We start from the raw sequence: 24,913 nt of genomic DNA, 5'->3' as shown, positions 1-24,913 counted from the left end.
GCCCCGGCCAGGTAGACCGGCCACGTGGGAACCTTGCGCGCGACCGAGGTGACGCGCGGACCGATGTGAGTCGCGAGGCTCAGAAGTTCACACTCAGGTCCATGCCGTCATAAAGCGAAGCCACCTGTTCGCCATACCCGTTGAAGGGCAGCGTATCGATGCGTCGCGCGAAGAGGCCGCCGCCGATCCGCCGCTCGCTCGACTGGCTCCAGCGGGGATGGTCCACCGCCGGGTTCACATTGGCATAGAAGCCGTATTCGCGCGGATTGCTCTGCTGCCAGGTGTTGAGCGGCTGCTCCTCGACCAGGCTGATCCGCACGATCGATTTCACGGCCTTGAAGCCGTATTTCCACGGAACGACCAGCCGCATCGGCGCGCCGTTCTGGTTGGGGATCGGCTCGCCGTAGATGCCGGTCGCCATCATCGTCAGCGGGTGCATCGCCTCGTCGAGACGCAGACCCTCGACATAGGGCCAGTCGAGGATCGGGTAATTAACCCCCGGCATCACCTCCGGCAGGACCGCCGTCTCGAAGCGCACGAATTTCGCGCCATCCTGCACGCCCAGCTTGGCCAGCAGCTTGTTCAGCTCGAAGCCGTTCCACGGGATGACCATCGACCAGGCCTCGACACAGCGGAAGCGGTAGATGCGCTCCTCGGTCGGGATGTCCCCGATCAGGTCGGACAGCATGTAGTCGCCCGGATTGTCGACCAGCCCGTCTACCGTGATCGGCCAGGGATCGGTCTCCATCGCGCCGGCATGCTTTGCGGGCTCGTCCTTCTGGATGCCGAACTCGTAGAAATTGTTGTAGGTCGTGATCTCTTCCCAGGTGTTGGGCTCCAACGCCTCTTGCGCCTGCGCGCCGAGTCCCAGCCCTCCGGCGATCGAGCCGGCACCCAGCCCGGCGATCAGCTTGCGGCGATTGAGCCAGAGGCCTCTCGGCGTGACGTCGGCTTGGGTGAGGTCGGGCTTGAACATGCAAGGCCTCCGGGAATTCTCGTCTCTGTGTCTGGCACGCTATCCGGAAAGACGACCGGGCGCGCGCCAAACTGATGCGGTTCACGGGAAAGTAAGGGGGCGAGAGCGTCTGTCCACCCGGCGAAGCGCGACATGGCGCGGCTTCGCGGCTCAGTGACCCCCCGGCGCGGGACGGGGCGGCCCCGAAGGACCGCCCCGCAGCCGGTGGTCAGCCGGATCTCACATCTCGGGCAGCATCACCGAGTCGATGACGTGGATGACGCCGTTCGAGGCCTCGATATCGGCCGAGGTGACGGTCGCGCCCTCGACCATGACGGTACTTCCGTCGATCGAGATCTCGAGCTCCATCTCGTTCGCGGTCGCGGCGGTCATGCCGTCGCTCAGGTCACCCGACATCACGGCGCCCGGCACCACGTGATAGAGAAGGATCGCCTGCAGACGCTCCTGGTTCTCGGGCATCAGCAGCTCTTCGACGGTGCCCTCGGGCAGTGCGGCGAAGGCGTCGTCGGTCGGCGCGAAGACGGTCAGCGGGCCTTCGCCCTGCAGCGTCTCGACGAGGCCCGCGGCCTCGGCGGCGGCGAGAAGCGTGGTGAAGCTGCCGGCCTCGGTGGCGGTGGCAACGATGTCCATGCTGTGGCCCGCGGCGAAGGCGGGGCTGGCCAGTGCGGTGGCGGCGGTCAGGGCAAGAAACGTTCTGCGGATCATGGAAGATCTCCATTCTGGGTTGCAGGTGCGGCGGGGAAATGCCCGACGCATGAAGGAAAGACGCCGCCCGGGCCATGGGGGTTTCCGCCGATGCGCGTTTGTCGCATCTTGAACGACGCAGACCGCACTCTAGGGGCGCGGCGGCTTTCCGGCCCCGCACACGAAGACGTGAAGGAACCGCCCCGTCAGAGCGTGGCGATCAGCGTTTCGAGCGCTTCGATCCGGCTTTGCGGCGCGGGGTGGGTCGAGAGGAATTCCGGCCCGCGCCCCCCACTCGCCGCCTCCATCCGCTGCCAGAGCGCGATCGCCTCGGAGGGCGTGTAGCCCGCCGCCGCCATCGCCCGCACGCCCAACGCATCGGCCTCGGTCTCCTGCTCGCGGCCATAGGGCCGCAGGAGCCCAACCTCGACGCCCAGGCCCAGCGCGGCGGCGATCTCCTCGGCATATTCGACATCGCCCGCGTTCAGAAGCCAGGCCACGATCCGCAACCCCCATCCGGAGGCCACCTGCGCGCTCATCCGCTCCTGCGCGTGCTCCGCATCGACATGGCCGATCTCGTGCCCGATCACGGCGGCGAGCTGATCCTCGGTCGCCGCGAGCTCCAGCATGCCCTCATGCACGCCGATCTTGCGGCCCGGCAGGGCGAAGGCATTGGCCGTCGGATCAGCGAAAACGGCGAATTCCCAGTCGCCGGGGCTGTGCCCCGCCGCGCCCAGCAACCGCCCCGCCACCCGCGCGACCGTCTCGCGATAGTCGGCATTGCGCGACAGGGGCTTGGCCTGCCGCAGCTCGGACCAGGCGGCGAGGCCCATCCGCTCGGCCTCCGCATCCGAGACGAGCTCGATATCGCAGCCCGACAGGCCCGCGGCGGCGGGGGCGAGCATCAGGAAGCGGCGGCGGTTGAGACAGGACTGGCACATGGCTTCCGAACCCCGCCCGCCCCGCGGGCGTTCCCGCAATGCGAAACGGCGGCCCGCGGGCCGCCGTTAAGTCATTGTTAGGGTTGCCAATTGGCAATCGGCATCAATGCACGACCGCGTCTTCCGGCGGGGTCCGGTCGCTGGTGGCCACGCGGTCGCCGATGATCAGCCCCTCGTCGCCCGCGCGCACCGGCACGACCGCATCGTCGCCCAGCTCGCCCGCGAGGATCATCTCCGCCAGCGGGTTCTGCAGGCTGCGCTGGATCACGCGCTTCAGCGGCCGGGCGCCGAAGACCGGGTCGTAGCCCTCCTCCGCCAGCCAGGTCCGCGCGCTGTCATCCAGCTCGAGCCGGATCTTGCGACCGGCCAGCCGCTTGACCAGCCGCGCGACCTGGATGTCGACGATCCCGGCCATGTCCTCCCGCGCGAGGCGGTCGAAGATGATCGTCTCGTCGAGACGGTTCAGGAACTCGGGCCGGAAATGCGCCCGCACGGCCTCCATCACGCTGCGCTTGGCGTCGCTCGCATCGGCCCCGTCGGGCAACTGGCTCAGCGCCTGCGACCCCAGGTTCGAGGTGAGGATGATCAGCGTCTGCTTGAAGTCCACCCGGTGCCCCTGCCCGTCGGTCAGGACGCCGTCGTCCAGAACCTGCAGTAGCACGTTGAAGACATCCGGATGCGCCTTCTCGACCTCGTCGAACAGCACGACCTGGTACGGCCGGCGCCGCACCGCTTCGGTCAGCACGCCGCCCTCGTCATAGCCGACATAGCCCGGCGGGGCGCCGATCAGGCGGGCGACGGCGTGCTTCTCCATGAACTCGCTCATGTCGATCCGCACCATCGCGCCGTCATCGTCGAACAGGTACTCGGCCAGCGCCTTCGTCAGCTCGGTCTTGCCGACGCCGGTCGGCCCGAGGAACAGGAAGCTGCCCAGCGGCCGCGCCTCGTCGTTCAGGCCGGCCCGCGCGCGGCGGACGGCGTTCGACACGGCGCGCACGGCCTGGCCCTGACCCACGACCCGGCGGCCCAGCTCGTCCTCCATCCGCAGAAGCTTCTCGCGCTCGCCCTCCAGCATCTTCGAGGTCGGGATGCCGGTCCAGCGCTCGACCACCGCGGCGATCTGCTCGGGGCGGACGGCCTCCTCGACCATCATGTCGCCCTCGCGCTCCTCGGCCGAGGCCAGCTGCTTCTCGAGCTCGGGGATCCGGCCGTATTGCAGCTCGCCGGCCTTGGCGAAATTGCCCTCGCGCTTGGCCTGGTCCAGCTCGACGCGCGCATGGTCCAGCTGCTCCTTCAGGCCGCGGGCCGACTCCAGCTTGTCGCGCTCCGCCTGCCACTTGGCGGTCATCTCGGCCGATTGCTCCTGCAACTCGGCCAGCTCGCGCTCCAGCTTTTCCAGCCGGTCCTTCGACGCCTTGTCGTCCTCGGCGCGCAGCGCCTCGACCTCGATCTGCTTCTGCAGGATGTCGCGATCCAGCGCGTCCAGCTCCTCGGGCTTGCTGTCGACCTCCATCCGCAGCCGCGACGCGGCCTCGTCCATCAGGTCGATCGCCTTGTCGGGCAGGAACCGGTCGGTGATGTAGCGGTTCGACAGCGTCGCCGCGGCCACCAGCGCCGAGTCCGAGATCCGCACGCCGTGGTGCAGCTCGTATTTCTCCTTGATGCCGCGCAGGATCGAGACGGTATCCTCGACCGTCGGCTCGTCCACCATCAAAGGCTGGAACCGGCGGGCCAGCGCGGCGTCCTTCTCGACATATTTGCGATACTCGTCGAGCGTGGTGGCGCCGATGCAATGCAGCTCGCCGCGCGCCAGCGCCGGCTTGATCAGGTTCGCGGCATCCATCGCACCGTCGGATTTGCCGGCGCCCACCAGCGTGTGCATCTCGTCAATGAAGAGGATGATCTCGCCGGCGGCGGCGGTCACTTCGGACAGTACGGCCTTCAGCCGCTCCTCGAACTCGCCGCGATATTTCGCGCCCGCGATCAGCGCGCCCATGTCGAGCGCCATCAGCCGCTTGTCGCGCAGGCTTTCGGGCACGTCGCCATCGATGATCCGCAGGGCCAGGCCCTCGGCGATGGCGGTCTTGCCGGTGCCCGGCTCGCCGATCAGGACGGGGTTGTTCTTGGTGCGGCGCGACAGGATCTGCATCGCGCGGCGGATTTCCTCGTCGCGGCCGATGATCGGGTCGATCTTGCCCTCGCGCGCGGCGGCGGTCAGGTCGCGCGCGTATTTCTCGAGCGCCTCGTAGGTGTCCTCGGCGGAGGCCGAGTCGGCCTTGCGCCCCTTGCGGACGGCGTTGATCGCGGCGTTGAGGGACTGCGCGTTGACGGCGCCGGCTTCCAGCGCCTCGCGGGCCTTGGATTTCACCATGGCCAGCGCGACCAGGACGCGCTCGACGGGCACGAAGCTGTCGCCGGCCTTCTTGGCGACGGTCTCGGCCTCGTCCAGAACCCGGGTCAGCTCGCGCCCGACATAGACGCCCGCATCGCCCGACACCTTGGGCAGCTTGGCCACCGAGATGTCGACGGCTTGGCGCACGCGATCCGGCGCGCCGCCGGCGGCCGCGATCAGGTTCGCGGCCATGCCCTGTTCGTCGTCCAGAATGGCCTTGAGAAGATGCTCGGGCACCAATTGCTGGTGGCCTTCGCGCGTGGCGATGGTTTGCGCAGCCTGCAGGAACCCCCGCGCCCGCTCGGTGAACTTTTCCAGGTTCATATGACCCGCCTCCTTGATCAAGCGTCCGTCCGGGCCGCCCTGATCGCAGGCACGGCCAACCTCGGACCTCACGAAATCGAGATGGGTGGGGTGTTGCGTATATGCAACCCTGCCGCCGGGCAAAAAAGAAGCGCCGCCCGCATCCCGCGGACGGCGCCCGGATCGGCCGGAAAGGCGCGCGTCAGTTGTAGACGCCTTCCTTCCCGAAATGCTTGGTCAGCATGTAGTAGATCACGGCGCGGTACTTGTTGGTGTCGCCGCGGCCGTAGCGCTCGATCACGGCATCGATGGCCTCGTCCAGCTTCGGCCCGTCCGACAGGCCCAGCTTCTTGATCAGGAAGTTGTTCTTCACCGTGGCCAATTCGCCCGGCTGGCCGGCGGCGATGGTCTCGCTGTCGGCATTGTAGATCGAAGGCCCGCAGCCCCGCGTCACCTTGCGCAGCAGATCCACGTCCGGCTCCTCGCCGAGCTTGGAGCGCACGACGTCGATATACTTCCCGACCTTCTCGTCCAGCTTGCTCATGATCTCTCCCTCTCCAATTCCCCTGAACTGCAATGGCTCGCGCCTGGGGAGAGTTTTGACGGGGCCGTCGCGCGAAAGAAAGGAAAACTTGCCTTGGCGGGACCCGGGCGGCCGGCCCGGGCCGACAAAACGGGGCCGCGCCTTCCCCTCGGACGGCGCGGCCCCGGACGGCCCCCGCGGGGCCGGGATCAGTAGCGGTAATGCTCGGGCTTGAAGGGCCCGTCCTGCGCGACGCCGATATAGTCGGCCTGTTCCTTCGACATCTCGGTGAGGCGCACACCAATGCGGTCGAGATGCAGCCGGGCGACCTTCTCGTCGAGATGCTTGGGCAGGATGTAGACGCCGGGCGCGTAGTCCTCGCCCTTGGTCCAGAGCTCGATCTGGGCCAGCACCTGGTTGGTGAAGCTCGCCGACATCACGAAGGACGGGTGGCCCGTGGCGTTGCCGAGGTTCAGAAGCCGGCCCTCGGACAGCAGAATGATGCGATTGCCCGAGGGCATCTCGATCATGTCCACCTGTTCCTTGATGTTGGTCCACTTGTGGTTCTTCAGGTTGGCGACCTGGATCTCGTTGTCGAAGTGGCCGATGTTGCCGACGATCGCCATGTCCTTCATCTCGCGCATGTGCTCGATGCGGATCACGTCCTTGTTGCCGGTAGTGGTGATGAAGATGTCGGCGCTGTCGACGACATCCTCCAGCCGGACCACCTCGAACCCGTCCATCGCCGCCTGCAGCGCGCAGATCGGATCGACCTCGGTCACCTTCACCCGCGCGCCCGCGCCGCGCAGCGAGGCGGCCGAGCCCTTGCCCACGTCGCCATAGCCCAGCACGACCGCGACCTTGCCGGCCATCATCGTGTCGGTCGCGCGGCGGATGCCGTCGACCAGCGATTCCTTGCAGCCGTACTTGTTGTCGAATTTCGACTTCGTGACGCTGTCGTTCACGTTGATCGCCGGGAAGGGCAGCAGGCCCTTCTTGTGCAGGTCGTAGAGGCGGTGCACGCCGGTCGTCGTCTCCTCGGAGACGCCCTTGATCTGGTCGCGGATCTTCGTGAACCAGCCGGGGCTCGCCGCCATCCGCTTCTTGATCTGCGCGTGGATCACCGTCTCCTCCTCGGAGGTGGCGACGCCCAGATCCTCGCCCGCCTCGGCCCGCGCGCCAAGCAGGATATAAAGCGTCGCGTCGCCGCCATCGTCGAGGATCATGTTGGGTCCGTCCTCGAACAGGAAGGACTTGTCGAGGTAATCCCAGTGCTCCTCCAGCGTCTGGCCCTTCACGGCGAAGACCGGCACGCCGGCCTCGGCGATCGCGGCCGCGGCGTGGTCCTGGGTGGAGAAGATGTTGCAGGACGCCCAGCGGACCTCGGCGCCCAGCGCGGTCAGCGTCTCGATCAGGACGGCGGTCTGGATCGTCATGTGCAGCGAGCCGACGATGCGTGCGCCCTTCAGCGGCTGCGCCTCGCCGTATTCCGACCGGCAGGCCATCAGGCCCGGCATTTCGGTCTCGGCGATGTCGAGCTCCTTGCGGCCGTAGGCGGCAAGCGAGATGTCTTTGACGATGTAGTCCTTGGCCATGTGACGGCTCCCGCGGTTCAGGTTTGGCGGGGCCGTAGCACTCCGTGCCTTAACGGGCAATGAGGCGTCAGGACCGCACCCCGGCCAGCACCGCGCCCGCGCCCGTCCCGGTCCAGTCGGTCCCGGCGGCGACGATGCAGGACGTGCCGTCCGGGCGCGACATCAGGATCGTCCAGCTACCCGACTCGGGTGAGATCCAGAGTTCGAGCAAAGCATCGGGATCCTGCAGCCCGCCCCCGACGAGCTTCTCGCCATAGGAGGTGTCGAGCTGGCCGATCACGACGTCGCGCGGGCCGCAATGCGCGCCCTGCGCCAGCGCGGGTCCGGTGAGCGCGGTCAGCGCCGCAAGGGTCAGGGCAGGAAGGGTCTTCATCGCAAGCCTCCAAGATGCGGGATGGCCGCATCCTTGACGCGACGACACCTGCGCAACCCGTTTCGCGCCGGAAGGTTGCGCGCGGTCACTTCCGCGTTATCCCATTGCGACCATGAGACGCGCCCCACCCCGCGCCTGGCAGCGCATGCTTTCGGGCCGACGGCTCGACCTTCTGGACCCCACGCCGGTCGATATCGAGATCGAGGATATCGCCCACGGGCTGGCCTTCGTCGCGCGCTGGAACGGCCAGACGCGGGGCGACTGGCCCTATTCCGTGGCCGAGCATTCGCTTCTGGTCGACGAGATCTTCACTCGGCAGGGCCCCGCCCGCCCGGCGGAGCGGCTGGCCGCGCTGCTGCACGACGCGCCCGAATACGTGATCGGCGACATGATCTCGCCGGTGAAGGCCGCGGTCGGTCCCGATTACGGGGCGCTGGACGACCGGCTGCAGGCGGCGATCAACCTGCGCTTCGGCCTGCCGGCGCGGCCGGGCGCGGCGCTCAAGCGCCGGATCAAGCGCGCCGACAAGGTTTCGGCCTGGCTCGAGGCGGTGCACATAGCGGGCTTCTCGGAGCGCGAGGCCGACCGATTCTTCGGCCGCCCCGATGCGGGGCTGATCGCGGGGCTGACGCTGACCCTGCGCCCGCCCGCCGAGGTGCGCGCCGCCTTCCTGGCCCGGCATGCCGAGCTGATGGCCGCGCATGACGGGTGACCTGCATATCCGCCCCGCCCGCCCCTTCGACGCGGGCGCGATGGCGGCCCTGCTCAACGAGATCATCGCCATCGGCGGCACCACCGCGATCGCGGGCCCGGTGACCGGCGACGCGCTGCGCGCCTGGATGGCGGAGGCCGATATATGGCACGTGGCCGAGACGGCGGGCGAGATCGTCGGCTTCCAATGGGTCGGCCCCAGCCCGAAGCTGCCGCCCGAGGCCTGCGACATCGCCTCCTTCGTGCGGCCGGGGGCGCATGGCGTGGGCATCGGCTCGAAGCTGTTCGACGCCACGCGAAAGGAAGCGAAGGCGCGCGGCTACGCCTGGATCAACGCGACGATCCGGGTCGAGAACGAGGGCGGCCGCGCCTATTACCGCTCGCGCGGGTTCGAGGCCTATGCCCGGACGCCCGGCACCGTCAGCAAACGGTTCAACTTGTAACCAAGGCTTGAGTGAAACGCGAAGCGCCCGCCGGGGCGACGGCGGGCGCTTGCGTGGGACGGTGGCGGGCGCGATGCGCCCGGCGGGCCGCTCACCAGGTGCCGACGCGGGCCATCCAGCCCAGGTCGTCGTGGCGGGCGAACTCGCCGCGCGGACGCGACGGCGAACGCAGCGTGCTGTGGTCGATGCGGGACCGGCGCGACAGCGCGGCGCCGAGGAGGAAGTCTGCGATGCTGGCGAACATGGCGGGAAGCTCCGGAAGGGTTTCGTCGGCAGCCCAGATGCGCCTGACGGCCCGCGAATGCCACTCTGGACGATTTCCCGGTTGTAAGTATAACTGACATCCATGATTGGCTGGCGCGACATGCCCTCCCTCGCGGCGCTGCGCGCCTTCGAAGCCGCCGCGCGCTGCGGTTCGCTCTCGGCCGCCGCGCGCGAGCTCAACGTGACCCATGCCGCCGTCGCGGGCCATGTCCGCGCGCTCGAGACCTTCTTCGCCACGCCGCTTCTGCACCGCGCCGGGCAGGGCATGGAAACGACGCCCGACGGCGCGATGCTGGCGCGCGGCCTGACCGAGGGCTTCACGACGCTCGCCGCCGCCTGCCGCGACCTGTCGGATCGCCATTCGACGCGCGCGCTGTCGGTCACGGTCACGCCCACCTTCGCCGAGAACTGGCTGATGCCGCGCATCTCCTCCTTCTGGGCCGAGCATCCCGAGATCAACGTCACCATCGCCCCCTCGACCGCGTCCGCGAACCTGCGGCGCGACGGCTACGACCTCGCCATCCGCTACGGCGACGGCGAATGGCCGGGCTACGATGTCGAGCCCCTGCTGCGCGACGATTTTGTCCTCGTCGCGGCCCCCGCGCTGGCCGCCCGGCTTGCCGACACGTCGAACGCGGCGCTTCTGCAGCAGCGCTGGCTGATGTCCGACAACAAGGCCGAGCTTCCGCATCTGGCGCGGGGCCTCGGCGTGGAGGAGGACGCGCTGAGCGTCAGCGTCTTCGCCACCAACGGGCTGGTCCTGTCGGCGGTGCGCGCGGGGCTGGGGCTCGGCCTGCAGCACCGCGTCCTGATCCAGCGCGAACTGGACGGCGAGCGCCTCGCCGTGCTGCGCGAGATCGACCTGGGCGAGACCGGCTACTACGTGCTGACGCGGCAGGGCGCGGTCTCGGAGAACCTGCGCCTGTTCCGCCGCTGGCTGCGCCGCGCGGCCTGATGGATCCGAACCGCCCCGCCCCGCGTATCCCCCGGGACCCCAACCGAAAGGCCTCCCCCATGCAGATCGCGATCCTCTACGGCGCCGCCGTCGCCTTCTTCCTGATCGTCGACGCGATCATGCTGACATCGGTGATGAAGCCGCTCTTCGAGCGCTATATCGGCGACATGCTGCGCGAGCCGATCGACCTGGCCCCCGCGGCGATCTTCTACCTGTTCTACGTCGCCGGGCTGGTCTGGCTGGTCGCCCTGCCCGCGCTGCGTGCGGGCTCGGTCGGGCAGGCGGCGATCAACGGCGCGATCCTGGGCGCGGTCGCTTACGGCACCTACGAGTTCACCAACAAGGCGACGCTGCAGGGCTGGGCCTGGCCGATGGTGGCGGTGGACACGACCTGGGGCGCGGTGCTGACCGGATCGACCGCCGCCTTCGGCACCTGGGTCGCGATGCGCTTCGCCTGACCGCTCAGGCGCAGCCCCGGCCCGCGGCGCCCGCCACGCCGGCCCAGCCCACGAAGCGACCCGCCTCGAAGACGAGGACGAGGCCCTCCGCCGTCCGGAAGGCCTGCCGCCCGCGGCCGCAGCCCGTCGGGACGGGCGTCGCGCCCTGAACCTTGGCGACGCTGGCCAGCGCGCCGGCCTGCGCGCGGCCGAAGCCGATCTCGCGCCCGCCCGAGCCCGCGACGAGCAGCCCGCCCGGCGCGGGCACCAGGGCGAGGCCGCGCGGCGGCGGGGTCGGGGAAAGGTTCGGAGCGGCGGCCGTGCAGCCGGTCAGCGCCACGGCGAGGGCCGCGGCGCGCAGGCTCACCGCGGCGACCGCTTGGCCAGGATGCGCTGGAGCGTCCGGCGGTGCATCGACAGCCGCCGGGCCGTCTCGGACACGTTACGGTCGCAGAGCTCGTAGACGCGCTGGATATGCTCCCAGCGGACGCGATCGGCGCTCATCGGGTTCTCCGGCGGCGGCGGCAGGTCGTCGCCGCGCGACAGGAGCGCGTTGGTGATGTCGTTCGCATCGGCGGGCTTCGACAGGTAATCCGTCGCGCCGATCTTGACCGCGGCCACCGCGGTCGCGATCGCCCCGTAGCCCGTCAGCACGACGATGCGGCTGTCGGGGCGCTTCTCGCGCAGCTTCTCGACCACGTCGAGCCCGTTGCCGTCCTCGAGCCGCAGGTCCACGACGGCATAGGCCGCCGGCGACGCTGTCGCCTTCGCGATCCCCTCGGCGACCGAGCCCGCGGCCTGCACCGAGAAGCCACGCTTCTCCATCGCCCGCTCGAGGCGGCGCAGGAAGGGCTCGTCGTCATCGACGAGCAGCAGGGACGGGTCTGGTCCGATGTCCTGCAATGCTTCGGTCATCACTCGCTCTCCTCGCGTGTCATGTCGAACTGGAATATGGAGCGTTTCCGACAATTTCCAGTTTCCGGGACGCCCCATGCCCACGCAATCGACCGCCACCTTGCTGCCGCCCGAATCGGACGGTCCGCGCATCCGTCTGATTACGCTGGTCAATCTCCGGTGGCTGGCGCTTCTCGGACAGTCGATCACGGTCGTCGTCGCCTATCTCACGCTGTCGTTGGACCTGCATCTGGTGCTCTGCGCGGCCGCCATCGCCGCGGGGGCCGGCGCCAATATCGTGCTCAGCCGCGGGCAGCCCGCGAATGCCCGTCTCAGCGACCGCGCGGCCTTCGGGTTCCTGCTCTTCGACGTGCTGCAGCTCAGCGCGATCCTGTTCCTTACGGGGGGGCTCAATAATCCCTTCGCCGTCCTCTTCATGGCGCCGGTCACGATCTCGGCCACGGTCCTGTCGCTGCGCGCCACGGTGCTGCTGGCGGCGACGGCGATCGCGATGATCTCGCTTCTGGGCGGCTATCACCTGGCCCTGCGGACGCTCGACGGGGCGGTGCTGGAGCTGCCCGAGCTGTTCCTCGTGGGATTCTGGGTCGCGGTTCTGGTGGGGACGCTGTTCCAGTCGGGCTTCGCCTGGAGACTGACGCGCGACACCGAGCAGCTGTCGCGCGCGCTGCTGGCGACGCAGACGGCGCTCGCGCGCGAGCAGAAGCTGCAGGACCTGGGCGGCGTCGTCGCCGCCGCGGCGCATGAGCTGAACACCCCGCTGGCCACGATCAAGCTGGTCTCGGCGGAGCTCGTCGACGACCTCGCCGATCAGCCCGAGCTGCGCGAAGACGCCGAGCTGATCCGCAGCCAGGCCGACCGCTGCCGCGACATCCTGCGCTCGATGGGCCGGGCGGGAAAGAGCGACCGGCACATGCGCGTGGCCCCGGTCGAGGCCGTCCTGCGCGAGGCTGCCGCCCCGCATGACGACCGCGGCATCGAGATCGTCTACGACATGACGGGCGAGCCCGGCAGCCCCGACCGCCCGCCGCAGGTCCAGCGCCTTCCCGAGGTGATCCACGGGCTGCGCAACCTGATCCAGAACGCCGTCGATTTCGCTGAGGAGCGCGTCTGGATCGACATCCGCTGGAGCGGGCAGAGCCTGATGGTCCGGGTCACCGATGACGGCCGCGGCTATCCGCCCGAGGTGCTGCCGCGGCTGGGCGACCCGTTCCTGCGCAGCCGCAAGCGGCCCGGCTCCGAAGGCATGGGCCTGGGCCTGTTCATCGCCAAGACCCTGCTGGAGCGGACTGGCGCGCGGGTCACCTTCGGCAACGCGGCCGCCCCGGGCGGCCGCCGCCGGCGGACGCATGGCGGCGCGCAGGCCAGCGTGGTCTGGCCGCTGGCGTCGATCGCCGCGCCCGAAAGCGGGGCCTTGGGCGAAAACACGCCGTTCCTGCCCTGACGCCCCGCGGCGCCGGGCGCGATTAACGTCGCTTTAACCAGAATCGTCGAGTCGTCTCATGGCAATCGCGAGAGGTTCTGCCATGCCCGACGTGGTCCATATGCTGATTCCCGTGTTCGGCGGGGCGCTCGTCGGACTGGCCGTGCTCTGGGGCGTGCTCTCCTTCGCGCCGCGGGCGGCCTTCGGGGCGGCCAACCCGCTCGCCCGCATCGACAGCGACGTCCTGTCGGAGCCCCGTCAGTTCCTGTTCCGCAACGGCTACCTGGTCGAGCATTCCGAGAACGTGGGCTTCCTGCTGCCCCCGCCCATCGATCACCTGCGGGCCTGGGACGCGCTGATCGACGCGCTTTCCGACCTCGTGGACGAGGCCGGGCCCGCCTTCCGCGCCCTGCGCGAGAAGGGCCGGGCCGTGCGGCTGGAGGGCACTTTCGGCCGCGACCGCATCGTCGTTCTGGGCCGCCGCGACGGGGCCGATATCCGGATCACCGTCTCCGCCGCCGATCGCAGCCACGCCGCGATCCGCGTCGATCTCGACAGCCTGCGCGCGATGGAGGACGAGATGGCGCTGCTGACCCGCGCGGGCGACAGCGCCCCGGCGCTCAGCTGGGCCATCGACGCCGAGGGGCGGATCATCTGGGCCAACGCCGCCTACACGACGCTCGTCGCGCGCTGCAACGGGCGCGACGCGGCCAGCGCCTGGCCGCTGCCCACGCTCTTTCCCGACGAGCCGGGCGCGCCCTCGGGCACGGTCCGGCGCAAGGTTGTCGCCCGTGACGGGACCGAGGCCTGGTTCGACGTCACCACCGCCGCGCCCGAGCCCGACGGGATCCGCCATGTCCACGCGCTCTCACTCGACGCGGTGATCCGCGCCGAGGATACGCTGCGCAGCTTCATCCAGACGCTCACCAAATCCTTCGCCGTCCTGCCCACCGGCCTCGCCATCTTCGACCGCGAGGGCCAGCTCGCCCTGTTCAACCCGGCGCTGATCGACATGACCGGGCTGGACGCGGCCTTCCTGTCGCGGCGGCCGCGGATGACCGATTTCTTCGACGCGCTGCGCGACCTGCAGAAACTGCCCGAGCCGCGCGACTACAAGGCCTGGCGCGACGGGCTGGCCGGGCTCGCGCGGGGCGAAGCCGGCCGCGCCCATAGCGAGACCTGGACGCTGCCCTCCGGCGGCACCCTGCGCGTCACCGGCCGGCCGCAGGCCGACGGCTCGGTCACACTGATGCTGGAGGATGTCTCGGCCGAGCGGGTGGCCACGCAACGCGCGCAGCGCGATCAGGCGGCGCTGACCGGCCTGCTCGACGCGGTGGACGAGGCGCTGGTCGTGTTCGACGGCGAGGGCCGGCGGGTGCTGGCCAATGCCGCCGCGCGGGCCGGCATTCCCGATCTCGCGCCCTGCGCCCCGCCGGCGGCCGAGATCGACCTGCCCGAGACGCTGGAGGCCTGCATCGCGCTCTGGTCGAAGGGCTGCGCGCCGAGCCCCGTCTGGGGCGAGATCCGCGACCTGCTGCGGCTGCCCGCCCGCGAACGCTCCGGCTGGTCCGACAAGCTGCGCCGCCCGGAGGGCTGCGATCTCGAGATCCGCGTCACGCCGCTGGCCGGCGACCGACTGGCCCTGGGCTTCGCCGAGGATCGCGCCCTGACGCCGCCCCCGCCCGCGACCGCCCGGCGCCCGCGCGTTTCCGCCTGAGCCCGGGGGCCGCTTCCGACCGACGCGACACGCGCGGACTTGCGCGCCCCCGGCACCGCCCGCTAACCCGCTGGCATGCCGACCGCGCTTCCCCCGATCGACCTGGCCACGCCCGCCGCCACCGACGCCCTCGCCCGGCGACTCGCCCCGGCGCTGGGCCCCGGCGACACGATCCTGCTGGAGGGGCCCGTCGGCGCCGGCAAGACCGCCTTCGCCCGCGCGCTGATCGGGGCCCTCCGGGCGCAGGCGGGCCTGCCGCCCGAGGACGTCCCCTCGCCCACCTTCACGCTGGTCCAGACCTACGACGCGGGCGGGTTCGAGATCTGGCACGCCGATCTCTACCGGCTGGGCCAGCCCGAGGAGGTGCTGGAGCTCGGGCTGGAGGACGCCTTCGCGGACGCGCTCTGCCTCGTCGAATGGCCCGACCGGCTGGGCCCGGCCGCGCCGCGGGACGCGATCACGCTCGCGCTCGCGGTCGCGGGCGAGGGCCGCCGCGCCGTGCTGTCGGGGCCCGAGGCCGCGCTCGCCCGGCTGGCCGCCGCCCTCGACCGGGCACCGGCATGAGCGCACGGGACCGCCAGATCGACGCTTTCCTCGCCGATGCGGGCTGGGGCGCGGCGCGCCGCGTGCCGCTCGCGGGCGATGCGAGCCTGCGCCGCTATATCCGCCTTCACGGCCCGGCGGGCACCGCCATGCTGATGGACGCGCCGCCCGGCTCGGGCGAGGACGTGCGCCCCTTCCGCGACCTTGCCACCCATCTCGCCGGTCAGGGGCTGTCGGTTCCGCGCATCCGCGCCGCCGATGTCCCGGCGGGCCTTTTGCTGCTCGAAGATCTGGGCGATGCCCTCTTCGCGCGCCATGCCGCCGCCCATCCAGGGGCCGAGCCCGAGCTTTATGCCGCCGCGGGCGCGCTGCTCGGCCACTTGCACGCGATGCCGCGGCCCGCGGGCCTGCCCGACTACCGCCCGCTCATGCCCGATCTCGCGGGGCTCGCGCTCGACTGGTACGCGCCCGAGGCGCGGGCCCAGCGCCCGGCGCTCGTCGCGGCGATGGCCGCCGCGCTCGACGCCGTGGCGGGGCCGCCCGTCTTCGTGCATCGCGACTACCACGCCGAGAACCTGATCTGGCTGCCCGAGCGCGCGGGCGCGGCCCGGGTCGGCCTTCTCGACTTCCAGGATGCGATGGCGGGCCCCGCGGCCTACGACCTCGCCTCGCTGATCCACGATCCCCGCCGCGCCGTCAGCCCCGCCGCCCGCCGCGCCGCGACCGAAGCCTTCCGCGACGCCACCGGCATCGCGGCGGATCGGCTGGACGCCCAGATCGCCGTCACCTCCGCCCAGCGCGCGCTGCGCATCCTCGGCGTCTTCGCCCGGCTCTGCCTGCGCGACGGCAAGACGCGCTATCCGGAGTTCATCCCCGCCACCTGGCAGGTCCTGCAAGACGACCTGCGCCACCCCGTCCTCGCCCCCCTGCGCGAGATCTGCGCCGCGCTCCCCGCGCCCGACGCGGCCCGGCTCGACGCGATCCGCGCGCGGGCGGGCCGGCTCGCCGGGCGGAGCGACGCGGCATGATCGCGGCCATGGTCTTCGCCGCGGGGCTGGGCACGCGGATGCGCCCGCTGACCGACGCGATGCCCAAGGCGATGGTCCGCGTCGCGGGCCGGCCGCTGATCGACCACGCCTTGGAGCAGGTCGCAGGCGCCGCACCGCTGGCCGTCAACGCCCATCACCACGCGGGCCAGCTGCAGGCCCATCTCGCGGGCCGGGACCTGACGGTGCTGGTCGAGGATCCGCTGCTGGAGACCGGCGGCGGGCTGCGCAACGCGATGGGCGTGCTGGGTGACGGCCCGGTCCTGACGATGAACGCCGACGCCGCCTGGACCGGGCCGCGCGCGATCGAGACGCTGGCCGCCGCCTGGGATCCGACGCGCATGGACGGGCTCCTGCTGCTGGTCGACCCGGCGCGGACCGCCGGGCCCTGCGGCGCCGATTTCGGCATCGCCGCGGATGGCGCGCTGACGAGGGCGGCCCGGCCCCTGGGCTATACCGGCGCCGGCATCGTCAAGACCGAGGCGCTGGCGCGGGTTCCCGACCGGGTCTTCTCGCTCTGGGAGCTCTGGCGCCCGATGCTCGCGGCCGGCCGGCTCCACGGCACGCGGCATCCCGGCGGCTGGGCCGATGTCGGCACGCCCGAGGGCATCGCCCGGGCCGAGGCGATGCTGGCGGCGGCGGCGTGATCCGCGGCGTCTTCCACGAGCCGCCCGGCGTCGATTTCAGCCGTGCCGTCGTCGCGGGCCTGACCGCGCGGCTCGCGGACGCGCCGCCCGAGGCGCTGGCCCGGGTCACGCTGCTGGTGAACACCCATCGCATGGCCCGCCGGGTCGAGGCCGCCTTCGCCCAGCGCGGCGCGACGCTGCTGCCGCGGATCGGGCTCGTCTCGGACCTCGCCGCGCTCCTGCCGCCCGGCGCGGCGCCCCGGGCGACGATCGCCCCCCTGGCCCTGCGCCTGCGGCTGACGCGCCTGGTCGAGCGGCTGCTGGCCGCGCGCCCCGACCTCGCGCCGCCCGCCGCCGCCTTCGACCTCGCCGGCACGCTCGCCACGCTGCTGGCCGAGATGCAGGAGGAGGGCACGGGGCTCGAGGCGCTGGAGGCGATCGAGACGGGCGAGCTCTCCGATCACTGGCGCCGCAATCTCGACTTCCTGCGCATCGTGCTGCCCTGGCTCGACGGCACGGGCGAGGTCACGCCCGCCGCCGCCCAGCGCGCCGCGCTCGACATCCTGCTCGGGCGCTGGCGCGCCGCACCCCCGGCGATCCCGTCATCGTCGCGGGCTCCACCGCCTCGCGGGCCCCGACCCGCGCGCTGATCACCGCGGTGACGGCGCTGCCGCAAGGCGCGGTAATCCTGCCGGGCCTCGACCGCGACATGCCCGAGCCCGCCTGGACCGGCCTGCTGGGCGACGGCCACGGCCCGGCCGGCGCGCAGGACCATCCGCAATACCGCCACGCCGCGCTGCTGGCGGATCTGGGCCTCGCCCGCGATGACGTGCCGCGCTGGGACGGGACCGCCCCCGCCGCGCCGGCGCGCAACCGGCTGCTGTCGCTGGCGCTGCGCCCGGCCCCCGCGACCGATGCTTGGCGCGAGGAGGGGCCGCACCTCGCCGACGTGGCGGCGGCCTGCGCGGGCATCACCCTGCTCGAGGCGCCCACCCCGGGGGCCGAGGCCACGACCGTCGCGCTGGGCCTGCGCGCCGCGCTGGCCGAGGGGCGCCGCGCGGCGCTGATCACCCCCGACCGCCAGCTGTCGCGGCAGGTGGCGGCGCAGCTCGACCGCTGGGGGATCGAGCCCGACGACTCCGCCGGCATCCCGCTCGGCCAGTCGCTGCCGGGGCGGCTTCTGCTGATGGTGGCCGATCTGCGGGCGCCGGTTCTCGACAGCGAGGCGCTGGTCGCGTTGCTGAAACACCCGCTGACCGCCAGCGGCTGGGACCGGCCCGCGCATCTGGCCCGGGTGCGCGCGCTTGAGCTGGACCTTTTGCGCCGCGCGCCGATCGCCTTCCCCGACCGCCGCGCGGTGGCCGATTGGGCCGGGGCGGAGGCCGATGAATGGACGGCGTGGCTTTGCGATCTACTCGACCGGCTGGCCCCGTCCGCCGGGGCGGCGACGCTGGCGGAGCACGCGGCCGACCATCTCGAGATCGCGGAACACGCGGCGCGCGGCCCGGCGGCGGACGGGGCGGAGGACGCGGTGGAGAACGGTGCGGGCGATCTGTGGAAAGGCGTCGCGGGCGCCTGCGCGCGCGGCGTGCTCCGCGACCTCTGTGCCTGCGCCGGCGAGCGCGGCGGCGCGCCGCTTCCGCCCGCCGACCACGCGCGCATCCTGCACGGGCTGATCGCGGCCGAGGAGGTACGCGAGGCCGTCGGCCCGCATCCCGACGTGATGATCTGGGGCGCGCTGGAAGCCCGGGTCCGCACCGCCGACCGGGTGATCCTGGGCGGGCTGGTCGACGGCATTTGGCCCGACCATCCCGGCGCCGATCCCTGGCTCAACCGCGCCATGCGCGCGCAGGCCGGGCTGCGCCTGCCGGATCGCACCGTGGGCCTGTCGGCGCATGACTTCCAGCAGGCCGCGGCCGGGGCCGAGATCTGGCTGAGCCGGGCGCTGCGCGACGACGAGGCCGAGACCGTGCCCTCGCGCTGGCTCAACCGCCTGACCGGGCTCTTGGACGGGCTGGGCGGCGAGGCGGCGGCGGCGCTGGAGGCGATGCGGGCGCGGGGCGACGGCTGGCTGGCGCAGGCCGCGCGCCTGTCCGAACCCGACGCCCGCCACCCCGCCACGCTGGCCCCGCGCCCCGCCCCGAAACCGCCCACAGCCCATCGCCCGACCCGCCTGTCGGTCACCGCAGTCGAGACGCTGATCCGCGATCCCTACGCCATCTATGCCCGCGCCATCCTGGGCCTGCGCGCGCTCGACCCGTTGCGGCAGGGGCCCGACGCGCGGCTGCGCGGCTCGGCCATCCACGACGCGATGGAGCGCTTCGCCCGGGAAGTGCCGGGCGAGATCGACGCCGCCGCCGCCGATCGCCTGCGCGCCGCGTTGGAGCAGACGCTGGCGTCGCAGGCCCCCTGGCCGGGCTTCCGCCGGCTCTGGCTTGGCAAGTTCGACCGCATGCTGCCCGATTTCCTGCGCGCCGAGGCCGCGCGCCGCGCGGCGGGGCGGCCGATCGCGATCGAGCGGGGCGCCGAGTTGGCCTTCGACGACCCGCCCTTCACCCTGACCGCCCGCGCCGATCGCATGGATCATCGCGGCGACGCGGTGGCGATCTACGACTACAAGACCGGCAAGCCGCCCACGGCGAAGCAGCAGGAGGCCTTCGCCAAGCAGCTTCTGCTGGAGGCGCTGATGGTGACCCGCGGCGCCTTCGGGGACCTGCCTCCCCGCGTCGCGGAGGTGGCCTATCTGGGCGTCGGCGCCAGCTACAAGGAGGAGACGGTCGCGGTCGATGCCGCGATCCTGGCCGAGACCGACCGCGAATTCCGCGACCTGGTAGGCGCCTACGCCGAGGGGCGGCCCTATATCGCCCGCCTCGCCCCCGACGTGCTGACCTTCGCCTCCGATTACGATCAGCTGTCGCGCTTCGGCGAATGGGACGACACGCAGGACGCGACCACGATCCCGGTGGGCCGCGCATGATGGACGACCTGCCCCCGCCCGACGACGCCACCCGCGCCCAGATCCGAGCCGCCGACCCCTCGGGCTCGGTCTGGCTGTCGGCAAATGCGGGATCGGGCAAAACGCGGGTCCTGACCGACCGCGTGGCCTGGCTCCTGCTGGAGGGCACGCCACCCGAGCGCATCCTCTGCCTGACCTTCACCAAGGCCGCGGCGGGCGAGATGCAGAACCGCCTGTTCAAGCGGCTGGGCGAATGGACCATGCTCGGGGACGACGCGCTGCGCATCCGGCTGCAGCAGCTCGGCGTGGAGCGCGGACGGGTCGACACGGACGCGCTGCGCCGCGCGCGCACGCTGTTTGCCCGCGCGATCGAGGCGCCGGGCGGGCTGAAGATCCAGACGATCCACGCCTTCTGCGCGGGGCTCCTACGACGCTTCCCGCTGGAGGCCGGCGTCACCCCCGCCTTCACCGAGATGGACGAGATCACCGCCGCGCGGCTTCACGCCGACATCCTCGACGGCATGGCCGCCGACCCGACGACTCGGCCCCTGGTCGACGCGGTGGCCGCGAAGCTGAGCGACGGCGATCCCGGCGCCTTCCTCGCCGCGGTGCTGAAGCATCGCGACGGGCTGGGCGGCTGGGACGAGGCCGGGCTGCGGGCAGCGTTGGGGATCGCGGACGCGTCGGCCGCCGAGGTTCGGGGCGCGGCGGTGACGCCCGCCGACCTCGACCTGCTGGAGGTCGTCCGCGACGCCGCGGGGCGGGCGGACGGCAAGACCATGTCGGACCTGTCGACCCGGCTGGCGGAGGCCTATCTCGCGGATCCGCCGGATCGCTTCGACCTGCTCTGCACTGCCTTCCTGAAGAAGGACGGCGACCCGCGGGCCAACCTCGTGACGAAACCCGTCGCGGCCGAGATCGGCGAGGCCGCGCTGGACGATCTGCGCGACCTGGCCTGCCGGCTCACCGACGCGCAGGCCCGCCTCGCCGCGCTGGAAGGCTTCGGCCATACCCGCGCGCTGCACGCGTTCGGCCCGGTCTTCGCCGAACGGGTCGAGGCGGCGAAGCGCGCGCGCGGCTGGCTCGATTTCGACGACCAGATCCGCCGCGCCCGGGCGCTCCTGTCGACGCGGGACATGGCGCAATGGGTGCTCTTCAAGCTCGATGGCGGGATCGACCACATCCTGGTGGACGAGGCGCAGGATACCTCGCCCGCGCAATGGGACGTGATCGCCGCGCTGAGCCAGGAATTCGGCGCCGGCATCGGCGCGCGGCCCGAGCTGGTCCGCACGCTCTTTGTGGTGGGCGACCGCAAGCAGTCGATCTACCGCTTCCAAGGCGCCGATCCGGGGGCCTTCGACCGGATGCGCGCGGTGTTCGGCGACCGGCTGACCGACCCGCCGCTGACCGATCATGCGCTGCTTCATTCCTTCCGCTCCGCGCCGGTGATCCTCGACCTCGTGGACGCGGTGTTCGAGACCGGCGGCGGGGTGGGCGACGCCCCGCAACACATCGCCTTCAACAGGGATCTGCCCGGCCGCGTCGATCTCTGGCCGCCGATCCCGAAAGCCGAGCCCGACCTTTCCGACCGCCGCTGGTACGATCCCGTCGACCGGCCCGCGCCGAACGATGCCGATGTGCGGCTGGCCCGCCGCGTGGCGGAGGCGATCCGCGCCATGGTCGACGCGCGCGCGCCGATCGTCCACCGAGGCGTCCGTCGCGCCGTCGACCAGGGCGACATACTGGTTCTGTTCCAGCGCCGCGACAGGCTGTTCTTCCACGTCATCCGCGCCTGCAAGGCGGCGGGGCTGAACCTCGCCGGGGCGGATCGGCTGGTGCTGACCCGGGACATGGCCGTCCGCGACCTGCTGGCGCTGCTGCGCTGGCTCGATGCGCCGGGGGACGACCTGTCGCTCGCCACCGTCCTGCGCTCGCCGCTGGGCGGGATGGACGAGGCCGGGCTCTACGATCTTGCGCATGGCCGCGCCGGGCGGCTCTGGGACCGGCTGCGCGACGAAGGACCGCGCGCGACGGTCGCGATGCTGCGCGACCTGCTCGCGCGCGCCGACCGGCTGCGCCCCTTCGAGCTTCTGCAGCGCATGCTGATCCGCCATGACGGCCGCCGTCTTCTGCTGGCGCGGCTGGGCGCTGGGTCCGGCGAGGCCATCGACGCGTTGCTCGCGCAGGCGCTGGCCTACGAGGCGGCGCAGGTGCCCAGCCTGGCGGGCTTCCTCGGCTGGCTCGACAGCGCCGCGCCGGAGGTCAAGCGCCGCCCCGGCGCAGGCGCGATCCGGGTGATGACGGTGCATGGCGCCAAGGGGCTGGAAGCGCCGGTCGTGATCCTGCCCGAGACGATGAAGCGCGACCTCAAGACTCCCCAGGGCGTGCAGCGCCTGCCCGGCGACGGGCCCGCGATCTGGATGCCGCCCAAGGCGCAATGGTCGCCGGCCGCCCGCGACCTGGCCGAGGCGACGCAGGCCGCCGATGCCGCCGAGCGCGAGCGGCTGCTCTATGTCGCGCTGACCCGGGCCGAAAGCTGGCTGATCGCCGGGGCGGCGGGCGAGGTGGGCGACGCGCCCGGCGACAGCTGGTGGCGCCGGATCGAGGCGGGGCTGCGCGCGCGCGGCGCCGGTCCCCTGCCCACGCCGGAGGGCGACGGGCTGCGGCTCGAGGCGGGCGACTGGACGCCGCTGCCGGCGGCCGACGCCCCGGACCCCACCGCGCCCCGCGACGCGCCGCTGCCCTTCCTCGAGACGCCGCCCCAGCCGCCCGCGCGGCCCGCCGGGCGGCTCACCCCGTCCGACCTGCCGGGGGCCAAGACGCTGCCGGGCGAGAGCGCGGGCCGCCCCGATGCGCTCGACCGCGGCACGGCGATCCACGCGCTGCTCGAACACCTGCCCGCCCTGCCCCCGGCCGACCGCGCCGCCGCCGCCGAGGCGATCCTCGCCGATCTGCCCGGACGCGCGGCGATCCTGGCCGAGGCGGAGGCCGTTCTCGACGCCCCGGACCTCGCGCATCTCTTCGCCCCCGGCACCCTGGCCGAGCTGGCTTTCGCCCTGCCCGCCGAGGGCACGCGCCCGCCGGTCTTCGGCACGATGGACCGCGTCATCCTCGCACCCGACCGGGTGACGATCGTCGACTACAAGACCAATGCCGTGCTGCCCGACGCCCCCGGCGACGTGCCCGCGGGCCTCCTGCGGCAGATGGCGGCCTACGAGCTCGCCGCCCGCGCGATCTGGCCCGGGCGCGCGGTCGAGCTGGCGATCCTCTGGACGCGGGCGCCGCGGCTGATGGCGCTGCCCGGGGCGCTCCTGCGCGACGCCTGGGCCGAGATGCCCGCCATTGACCCCGCGGCGGACGGTGCATAGCTTCAGCCTCCGCACGCGCGACACGCCACCAACCAGGAGAGCCCATATGGCCACCGTAGCCGCCACCGACGCCACCTTCGACGAGGTGGTCAAGCAGTCCGACATTCCCGTCGTCGTCGATTTCTGGGCCGAGTGGTGCGGCCCCTGCAAACAGATCGGCCCGGCGCTGGAGGAGCTTTCGGCGGAATACGAGGGCCGCGTGAAGATCGTGAAGGTGAACGTGGACGAAAACCCCTCCGCCCCCGCGCAGATGGGCGTTCGCGGCATCCCGGCGCTCTTCATGTTCAAGGGCGGCGAGGCGGTGGACCAGAAAATCGGCGCCGCGCCGAAGGCCGCGCTGAAGGACTGGATCGAAAGCGCCGTCTGAGCGCCGCCTAGACCCGGACGGGCCGACCGGAACGCCGTTCTGCCCCATATTTCACGAGATGCCCCGCGGCCCCCGGCCCGCGGGGTTTTTCTTTGCCGCCACCTCTGGTCGGATGCGGGGGCAACCGGGACGGGAGAGACGCGCATGACCGAGCCATCCACCTTCGCGACCGCGGCCTATGGCGGCGCGGGCTGGTCGCCGCGCCGGCGCGACCACGCGGGCGACATGGGGCCCCTCTGGTCCGGCGGGATCGACAGCGAATGGAAGACGCTGCGCACGGTCCTGCTGCGCCGCCCCGGGCCCGAGATCGCGGCCGAGGACGTGGACGCCGCGCAGCAGCTCGCGCCCCTCGACCTCGGCCGCGCGCAGGCCGAGCACGACCGCATGGCCGAAGCCTATCGCGACGCGGGCGTCGCGGTGCTGAAGGTGCCCGAGGTGCCCCGCCCCGCGCCCAATCGGATGTTCTGCGCCGATCTCTTCGCGATGACGCCGCAGGGCGCGATCCTCGCGCGTCCCGCCTCGACGGTGCGCGCGGGCGAGGAGGTCGCGGTGGCCCATGCGCTGGCGGCGGCAGGGGTGCCGATCCTGCGCACGCTGACCGGCACCGCCACCTTCGAGGGCGCGGACCTGATCTGGATCGACGCCGCGACCTGCCTGATCGGGCGCGGGCTGCGCACGAACGACGCCGCCATCGCGCAGATCACCGGCCTGCTGGCCGAGATCGGGTTGGAGGCCGTCGCGGTCGACATGCCCTTCGGCACGATGCACCTGATGGGCATGCTGAGCGTGGTCGATGCGGATCTCGCCATCGCCTGGCCGCGCCGCACGCCGCACCGCGCGGTCGCGCTGATGCGGGCGCGGGGGATCGACGTGGCCTTCCTGCCCGATGCCGACGAGGCGCAGGCGAACCGGGGCCTGAACGTCGTGGCGCTGGGCCCGCGCAGGGTGCTGATGCCCGACGGCAACGCCGCGATGCGCGGCTTCTACGAGGGGCTGGGCATCGAGGTGGTCGCGACGCCGATGTTCGAGCTGCGCAAGGCCGCCGGCGCGGTCGGCTGCCTCACCGGCATCGTCGCGCGCGACATGGGGTGACGGCTGATCCGGCCCGAAGGGCGGAGCCTCGGGAGAGCGGACTTGCCGGAACCGGGTCTACCTCCCTTGGGGGACGGCCCGCCGAAATGCCGAAAGGCGCACGGCCGACCGGGCGTGAGCGCGGACGCGAAGATGAGCGTGCCTTGACGGGCGCTCGCCCCGATTTCGCGGTCTGGTGAGCCGCGATCCCCGTTTTTACTAACAGACGGAGGCACGCGCCTGCCCGGGTGGGCGTGGAACATGCCCGCCATGGGGCGGGCAGGCGT

At 72.0% G+C, this 24,913-nt stretch carries 24 protein-coding genes; 14 read left to right on the top strand and 10 right to left on the bottom strand.

The window, feature by feature from the left end; translation table 11 throughout:
* Nucleotides 1–79: 79 nt before the first annotated feature.
* The 7 genes from msrP to P8627_RS10465 all read right to left on the bottom strand — a co-directional run bounded on the left by msrP (nucleotide 80) and on the right by P8627_RS10465 (nucleotide 7,787).
* Complete coding sequence (msrP, locus tag P8627_RS10495; protein ID WP_279964051.1) at nucleotides 80–976, bottom strand: protein-methionine-sulfoxide reductase catalytic subunit MsrP; 897 nt, start codon at nucleotides 974–976, stop codon at nucleotides 80–82.
* A gap of 219 nt (nucleotides 977–1,195) precedes the next feature.
* Nucleotides 1,196–1,681, bottom strand: a complete 486-nt coding sequence (locus P8627_RS10490; protein WP_279964050.1) for a fasciclin domain-containing protein — start codon at nucleotides 1,679–1,681, stop codon at nucleotides 1,196–1,198.
* A 185-nt stretch (nucleotides 1,682–1,866) separates the two neighbouring features.
* Nucleotides 1,867–2,601: a M48 family metallopeptidase gene (locus tag P8627_RS10485; protein ID WP_279964049.1), complete on the bottom strand. Its 735-nt coding sequence runs from the start codon at nucleotides 2,599–2,601 to the stop codon at nucleotides 1,867–1,869.
* Between the two features lie 103 nt (nucleotides 2,602–2,704).
* A complete protein-coding gene (clpB, locus tag P8627_RS10480; protein ID WP_279964048.1) occupies nucleotides 2,705–5,317 on the bottom strand; it encodes an ATP-dependent chaperone ClpB in 2,613 nt (870 codons plus the stop codon).
* A gap of 181 nt (nucleotides 5,318–5,498) precedes the next feature.
* Nucleotides 5,499–5,840, bottom strand: a complete 342-nt coding sequence (locus P8627_RS10475; protein ID WP_279964047.1) for a DUF2853 family protein — start codon at nucleotides 5,838–5,840, stop codon at nucleotides 5,499–5,501.
* Nucleotides 5,841–6,028: 188 nt separating this feature from the next.
* On the bottom strand, nucleotides 6,029–7,414 hold the full coding sequence (ahcY, locus tag P8627_RS10470; RefSeq protein WP_279964046.1) for an adenosylhomocysteinase: 1,386 nt from the start codon (nucleotides 7,412–7,414) through the stop codon (nucleotides 6,029–6,031).
* Between the two features lie 67 nt (nucleotides 7,415–7,481).
* On the bottom strand, nucleotides 7,482–7,787 hold the full coding sequence (locus P8627_RS10465) for a hypothetical protein (RefSeq protein ID WP_279964045.1): 306 nt from the start codon (nucleotides 7,785–7,787) through the stop codon (nucleotides 7,482–7,484).
* Nucleotides 7,788–7,899: 112 nt separating this feature from the next.
* Between P8627_RS10465 and P8627_RS10460 the strand changes: the two genes are divergently transcribed.
* Entirely contained in the window at nucleotides 7,900–8,499 is a 600-nt protein-coding gene (locus P8627_RS10460) for an HD family hydrolase (protein ID WP_279964044.1), read from the top strand.
* Nucleotides 8,489–8,941 carry a GNAT family N-acetyltransferase gene (locus P8627_RS10455; RefSeq protein ID WP_279964043.1) on the top strand — a complete coding sequence of 151 codons (453 nt, stop codon included), beginning with the start codon at nucleotides 8,489–8,491 and terminating at the stop codon, nucleotides 8,939–8,941. Before P8627_RS10460 ends, P8627_RS10455 begins: the two co-directional genes overlap by 11 nt.
* A gap of 91 nt (nucleotides 8,942–9,032) precedes the next feature.
* On the opposite strand, the gene P8627_RS10450 is transcribed toward P8627_RS10455, so the two are convergent.
* On the bottom strand, nucleotides 9,033–9,185 hold the full coding sequence (locus tag P8627_RS10450; protein WP_279964042.1) for a hypothetical protein: 153 nt from the start codon (nucleotides 9,183–9,185) through the stop codon (nucleotides 9,033–9,035).
* Nucleotides 9,186–9,287: 102 nt separating this feature from the next.
* Here P8627_RS10450 and P8627_RS10445 point away from each other — a divergent pair, with 102 nt between their 5' ends.
* Nucleotides 9,288–10,160, top strand: coding sequence for a LysR substrate-binding domain-containing protein (locus tag P8627_RS10445; RefSeq protein ID WP_279964041.1), 873 nt, complete (start codon nucleotides 9,288–9,290; stop codon nucleotides 10,158–10,160).
* A 59-nt stretch (nucleotides 10,161–10,219) separates the two neighbouring features.
* Nucleotides 10,220–10,618: a DUF2177 family protein gene (locus P8627_RS10440; RefSeq protein ID WP_279964040.1), complete on the top strand. Its 399-nt coding sequence runs from the start codon at nucleotides 10,220–10,222 to the stop codon at nucleotides 10,616–10,618.
* Between the two features lie 4 nt (nucleotides 10,619–10,622).
* Here the strand turns inward: P8627_RS10440 and P8627_RS10435 are convergent, their stop codons facing one another.
* Together P8627_RS10435 and P8627_RS10430 are read right to left on the bottom strand one after the other, a co-directional pair.
* Nucleotides 10,623–10,964 (bottom strand): hypothetical protein, encoded by a 342-nt coding sequence (locus P8627_RS10435; RefSeq protein ID WP_279964039.1) that lies wholly within the window; start codon nucleotides 10,962–10,964, stop codon nucleotides 10,623–10,625.
* Nucleotides 10,961–11,512 (bottom strand): ActR/PrrA/RegA family redox response regulator transcription factor, encoded by a 552-nt coding sequence (locus P8627_RS10430; protein ID WP_279964038.1) that lies wholly within the window; start codon nucleotides 11,510–11,512, stop codon nucleotides 10,961–10,963. The genes P8627_RS10435 and P8627_RS10430 overlap by 4 nt, the downstream gene beginning before the upstream one ends.
* Nucleotides 11,513–11,588: 76 nt before the next feature.
* On the opposite strand from P8627_RS10430, the gene regB reads away from it, so the two are divergent.
* From regB to P8627_RS10380, 10 genes are all read left to right on the top strand, one after another.
* The gene (regB, locus tag P8627_RS10425; protein ID WP_279964037.1) at nucleotides 11,589–12,953 is read left to right on the top strand and encodes a sensor histidine kinase RegB; all 1,365 of its coding nucleotides are present in this window, start codon (nucleotides 11,589–11,591) and stop codon (nucleotides 12,951–12,953) included.
* 82 nt (nucleotides 12,954–13,035) lie between these two features.
* Nucleotides 13,036–14,649, top strand: a complete 1,614-nt coding sequence (locus P8627_RS10420; protein ID WP_279964036.1) for a PAS-domain containing protein — start codon at nucleotides 13,036–13,038, stop codon at nucleotides 14,647–14,649.
* Nucleotides 14,650–14,724: 75 nt separating this feature from the next.
* Nucleotides 14,725–15,213: a tRNA (adenosine(37)-N6)-threonylcarbamoyltransferase complex ATPase subunit type 1 TsaE gene (tsaE, locus tag P8627_RS10415; protein ID WP_279964035.1), complete on the top strand. Its 489-nt coding sequence runs from the start codon at nucleotides 14,725–14,727 to the stop codon at nucleotides 15,211–15,213.
* Entirely contained in the window at nucleotides 15,210–16,220 is a 1,011-nt protein-coding gene (locus P8627_RS10410) for an aminoglycoside phosphotransferase family protein (RefSeq protein ID WP_279964034.1), read from the top strand. The genes tsaE and P8627_RS10410 overlap by 4 nt, the downstream gene beginning before the upstream one ends.
* Nucleotides 16,217–16,885, top strand: a complete 669-nt coding sequence (locus P8627_RS10405; protein ID WP_279964033.1) for a nucleotidyltransferase family protein — start codon at nucleotides 16,217–16,219, stop codon at nucleotides 16,883–16,885. Before P8627_RS10410 ends, P8627_RS10405 begins: the two co-directional genes overlap by 4 nt.
* Nucleotides 16,882–17,514: a hypothetical protein gene (locus P8627_RS10400; protein ID WP_279967540.1), complete on the top strand. Its 633-nt coding sequence runs from the start codon at nucleotides 16,882–16,884 to the stop codon at nucleotides 17,512–17,514. Before P8627_RS10405 ends, P8627_RS10400 begins: the two co-directional genes overlap by 4 nt.
* Nucleotides 17,439–19,841 (top strand): double-strand break repair protein AddB, encoded by a 2,403-nt coding sequence (gene addB / locus P8627_RS10395; protein WP_279967449.1) that lies wholly within the window; start codon nucleotides 17,439–17,441, stop codon nucleotides 19,839–19,841. Before P8627_RS10400 ends, addB begins: the two co-directional genes overlap by 76 nt.
* Nucleotides 19,838–23,188 (top strand): double-strand break repair helicase AddA, encoded by a 3,351-nt coding sequence (gene addA, locus P8627_RS10390; protein ID WP_279964032.1) that lies wholly within the window; start codon nucleotides 19,838–19,840, stop codon nucleotides 23,186–23,188. The genes addB and addA overlap by 4 nt, the downstream gene beginning before the upstream one ends.
* 46 nt (nucleotides 23,189–23,234) lie before the next feature.
* The gene (trxA, locus tag P8627_RS10385) at nucleotides 23,235–23,555 is read left to right on the top strand and encodes a thioredoxin (protein ID WP_279964031.1); all 321 of its coding nucleotides are present in this window, start codon (nucleotides 23,235–23,237) and stop codon (nucleotides 23,553–23,555) included.
* Nucleotides 23,556–23,699: 144 nt separating this feature from the next.
* Nucleotides 23,700–24,647 (top strand): dimethylarginine dimethylaminohydrolase family protein, encoded by a 948-nt coding sequence (locus tag P8627_RS10380; protein ID WP_279964030.1) that lies wholly within the window; start codon nucleotides 23,700–23,702, stop codon nucleotides 24,645–24,647.
* The last annotated feature ends 266 nt before the right edge of the window (nucleotides 24,648–24,913 follow it).

Source organism: Jannaschia sp. GRR-S6-38 (assembly GCF_029853695.1).
Classification (GTDB): Bacteria; Pseudomonadota; Alphaproteobacteria; order Rhodobacterales; family Rhodobacteraceae; genus Jannaschia; species Jannaschia ovalis.
The sequence above is the reverse complement of the archived record's forward strand: the minus strand, read 5'-3'. Positions and strand labels throughout refer to the sequence as shown.

Bases quoted from the DNA above. Each gene is read 5' to 3' on its own strand.
- P8627_RS10445 (WP_279964041.1), top strand. From the start codon at position 9,288: ATGATTGGCTGGCGCGACATGCCCTCCCTCGCGGCGCTGCGCGCCTTC.
- P8627_RS10410 (WP_279964034.1), top strand. From the start codon at position 15,210: ATGAGCGCACGGGACCGCCAGATCGACGCTTTCCTCGCCGATGCGGGC.
- P8627_RS10485 (WP_279964049.1), bottom strand. From the start codon at position 2,601: ATGTGCCAGTCCTGTCTCAACCGCCGCCGCTTCCTGATGCTCGCCCCC.
- trxA (WP_279964031.1), top strand. From the start codon at position 23,235: ATGGCCACCGTAGCCGCCACCGACGCCACCTTCGACGAGGTGGTCAAG.
- P8627_RS10440 (WP_279964040.1), top strand. From the start codon at position 10,220: ATGCAGATCGCGATCCTCTACGGCGCCGCCGTCGCCTTCTTCCTGATC.
- P8627_RS10490 (WP_279964050.1), bottom strand. From the start codon at position 1,681: ATGATCCGCAGAACGTTTCTTGCCCTGACCGCCGCCACCGCACTGGCC.
- regB (WP_279964037.1), top strand. From the start codon at position 11,589: ATGCCCACGCAATCGACCGCCACCTTGCTGCCGCCCGAATCGGACGGT.
- msrP (WP_279964051.1), bottom strand. From the start codon at position 976: ATGTTCAAGCCCGACCTCACCCAAGCCGACGTCACGCCGAGAGGCCTC.
- P8627_RS10430 (WP_279964038.1), bottom strand. From the start codon at position 11,512: ATGACCGAAGCATTGCAGGACATCGGACCAGACCCGTCCCTGCTGCTC.
- addA (WP_279964032.1), top strand. From the start codon at position 19,838: ATGATGGACGACCTGCCCCCGCCCGACGACGCCACCCGCGCCCAGATC.
- clpB (WP_279964048.1), bottom strand. From the start codon at position 5,317: ATGAACCTGGAAAAGTTCACCGAGCGGGCGCGGGGGTTCCTGCAGGCT.
- P8627_RS10380 (WP_279964030.1), top strand. From the start codon at position 23,700: ATGACCGAGCCATCCACCTTCGCGACCGCGGCCTATGGCGGCGCGGGC.
- P8627_RS10450 (WP_279964042.1), bottom strand. From the start codon at position 9,185: ATGTTCGCCAGCATCGCAGACTTCCTCCTCGGCGCCGCGCTGTCGCGC.
- ahcY (WP_279964046.1), bottom strand. From the start codon at position 7,414: ATGGCCAAGGACTACATCGTCAAAGACATCTCGCTTGCCGCCTACGGC.
- P8627_RS10420 (WP_279964036.1), top strand. From the start codon at position 13,036: ATGCCCGACGTGGTCCATATGCTGATTCCCGTGTTCGGCGGGGCGCTC.
- P8627_RS10475 (WP_279964047.1), bottom strand. From the start codon at position 5,840: ATGAGCAAGCTGGACGAGAAGGTCGGGAAGTATATCGACGTCGTGCGC.
- P8627_RS10455 (WP_279964043.1), top strand. From the start codon at position 8,489: ATGACGGGTGACCTGCATATCCGCCCCGCCCGCCCCTTCGACGCGGGC.
- P8627_RS10460 (WP_279964044.1), top strand. From the start codon at position 7,900: ATGAGACGCGCCCCACCCCGCGCCTGGCAGCGCATGCTTTCGGGCCGA.
- P8627_RS10465 (WP_279964045.1), bottom strand. From the start codon at position 7,787: ATGAAGACCCTTCCTGCCCTGACCCTTGCGGCGCTGACCGCGCTCACC.
- tsaE (WP_279964035.1), top strand. From the start codon at position 14,725: ATGCCGACCGCGCTTCCCCCGATCGACCTGGCCACGCCCGCCGCCACC.
- P8627_RS10405 (WP_279964033.1), top strand. From the start codon at position 16,217: ATGATCGCGGCCATGGTCTTCGCCGCGGGGCTGGGCACGCGGATGCGC.